Source organism: Paenibacillus sp. P3E, from assembly GCF_001909045.1.
GTDB lineage: Bacteria > Bacillota > Bacilli > Paenibacillales > Paenibacillaceae > Paenibacillus_AQ > Paenibacillus_AQ helianthi.
Window position 1 is genome coordinate 1 of record NZ_LVWH01000073.1, and the last position, 3,247, is coordinate 3,247.

Annotated in this window: 2 protein-coding genes; both read right to left on the bottom strand. The window is 33.8% G+C overall.

The genetic code is table 11. From position 1 onward, the window contains the following. A partial coding sequence (locus tag A3842_RS08200; protein ID WP_256701589.1) for a condensation domain-containing protein occupies window positions 1-2,731 on the bottom strand: 2,731 nt, incomplete at its 3' end. 80 nt (window positions 2,732-2,811) lie between these two features. Continuing rightward, window positions 2,812-3,247: nitroreductase family protein (locus tag A3842_RS08205; protein WP_143186205.1), on the bottom strand; the 436-nt coding region annotated here is incomplete at its 5' end.

Consider the following 3,247-nt stretch of genomic DNA (forward strand, 5'->3'; position numbering starts at 1 on the left):
TTTCTAAAGACTTTTGGGTAGAATCGTCGATAAAAGATTCATATTCAGAAATGCTTTGTTGGTAAATAAACACACAATCAATTAAAGACTGTCTACTTGGATCTCTTTGAATTTGCAAAGTTTTTATCATTTCTTCAAGTGGAAAATCTCTATGTTCCAATGCTCCAAGAACGCTAATACGTACTTCTTTTAATAGAGAAGTAAACGGTTTATCACCCTTAATCGTATTTCTGATCGGAAGTGTGTTTACGAACAATCCTACTACATCCTCCAGACCTGAATATTGACGCAGTGTCACAGGACACCCTACAATCATGTCTTCCTGACTGGTATATTTAAACAACAATACTTTAAAAACCGTCAAAAAAAACATGTTTCTTGAAACACCTTCTAATTCACAAATTTCATCAACTAAAGATACAGCAGGTTTATCGATATGAAACTGAACATGATCTCCATTAAAATTTTGCACTATAGGCCTAGGTAAATCCGTAATTATATTAAGCCGTGGTAACTCACCTTTTAATGCATTATGCCAATATTGTTTCAGCGAATCGTATTTATGCTTATCATTCATTTTGTGATTTATATAATCGCTATAGTCCCGGTATCTTAGCGGTAGTAAAGGTAGCTCTTTTTCCTTGAAAAGATGGAAAAAATCCCTTAATAAGATCCCATTCGATGCTGCATCCGAAATAATATGATGCATATCCATAAATAAAAAAGTCTGTTTCTCGTTTACATAAATAACGGCAATCCTAAATAAAGGTGCATCCTCTAAATTAAATGGTTTAATCAATTTATTAATACACTCAGACAAATGATTCGGATCTTGAATATATTCATAGTTTATCTGGAAAGGCACAGTATCATGAATAATTTGGCACGGTTTATCGCTTATCATTTCAAATGAGGTGCGTAAACTCTCGTGTCTTTCAATTAGTTTAATAATTATTTTCTCAAAAGATTCCCTCTTAATTTCCATGGGTAATGGAATAATAGATGGCATATTATAAATAACGGATTGTCCATCGATTTCATATTGATAATAGATTTGCCTTTGTGCCGCCGAAATATCATAACTCGCATTATCGTTTGTAATGGAAATAGTCAATTCTTCAGCCGAGTGTTGGCATTGGGTGATATAATCGCAAATTTCACGTATAGTTGGTTTATCAAATATTTCTGACAAAGGCATGTTAATACGAAATTCTTTTGAAATTCTGGTTGCGATTTGGCTAGCTTTCACAGAATGTCCGCCTAATTCAAAAAAATTCTCATTTACACCGATTGGCTTATCGATGCCCAGAACATTATTCCATACTATTTGCATTTGTTTTTCTAATGTTGTACTAGGTAAAATCTTCGCTACTGTGCACTCATTCGTTGCAAGCTTCAAGCTATTATTATCAGCCCAGTCTATATGATTTTGTTCCGTTTCAATATCATTGTTTATGCATATATCTTTGATATAAATCTTTGGATTTTCAGTTATTTGTTTTAAGATATATACAAAGTTTTCTTTATAACATTCTATCCTCTCACGTTTAAAGAATTGTTTGTTGTACTCAAATATAAATTCAATATTGCTTTCTCTTTCAAATACTTCTAACGATAAATCAAACTTAGATCCATTGTGTTCAAAAGGATAACTTGAAAACGTCAAGGATTCCGTATACGCTTGAGGAAATTTCATATTTTGCATGACAAACATAACATCAAACAAGGGATTTCTACTTATTTCTCTTGTGATATTTATATCCTCGATTATTTTTTCAAGAGGATATTCTTGATTCTCAAAAGCACTTATCATATTCTCACGAACTTCGGATAAAAATACGTCAAAGGATTTATATCCAGACGGCTGATTTCTTAAAGGAACTGAATTCGCAAGCATGCCAACAGTGTGCTCTAATTCAATGTGATTTCTTCCAGATATAGGTGTGCCAACAATCAAATCCTCTTGCCCAGTGCATTTGTTAAGCAAAACATTAAAAGAAGCTAATAGTAACATGGTCAAAGTAGTGCCATAGTTCGAAATTTTTTTAAGTCTTGCAGTGTCATATGTATCTAACTCAAACTTAATCCTCTCTCCCTGAAAGCTTTGTTTTTTGGGTCTGTTAAAATCCAACGGAAGATTCAAAGTAGGTATGGGCCCTTCTAATAACTGTTTCCAGTAATACCTCTGGTCAAGGATCGCATTAGAGCTGAGCATGTCATTTTTCCACATTACATAATCAACATATTGTATTTCGACTTCTCCTAACAACTCGCCTTCGTATATTGATAATATTTCGCCAAAAATTATTGTAATCGATGTTAGATCCGCAATAGCATGATGCATATCAAACATAAGGAAGTGTTTATTCTTGCTCAATTCCACTAGTTTGCATCGGACCAAGGGAAAAACATTCAAATCAAAAGGTTTAATAAACTTTTCACACAATTCGTCTAAGCTGACTGAATTGGATTTTCCAACTTCCAATAAAAGTTCTAACGAATTATATACTTTTTGTACGACTTCACCATCATTCAAGAGAAAACACGTACGAAGTGACTCATGTCTTTGGATGACCTTTTGCAGGGAACTATGTAAACGATCAATGTCTAATGGACCCTCAATTATGAAAAAACAAGGGGTATTGTAACAAACAATATCTTTATTTATTTCCTGTACAAAATATAAACTCCGCTGCATTGAAGATGCCTCAAAAATTTTGAAATCGTGCATCTTTATCTATCCCCCTGATAATTTGGGCATGAATCACGGCCATAGGCGACCATTCATCATGCCCAAGATTTCTATTCTACTTACTGACCATACATCCGCCTTTCAACTTTCTTAAACTTAGGTTTACTTTCCTCTTTTGACTCGATAATTGGAACATTTGACTTTATATTACTTTCTTTTTTATAACCAAGTTCAATTGAATGGATCAGCTTATGATTTGAGGGCAACGGTATATATTGATTCATTTGCGGTTGCATTTCCCCTATAGAACAAAGGCTTAAATCATTCATCTCTGCAACTACTCCTAGCATTCCGGTCATAATTCCTGCATCTAAGCAAGCATACAGATAACCTTGGCCGTTATACCTAGGCATGTTAGTTTCCGGATTATAAACTAAAAATATAGATACTGCAGAAGAATTAAAGATTTCTCGATTACCACTTACATGAACAACAGACTCCATTACGTCGTCTTTGACCATCTGAATTGTATTGTTTACCGGGCTGTAGTAATAA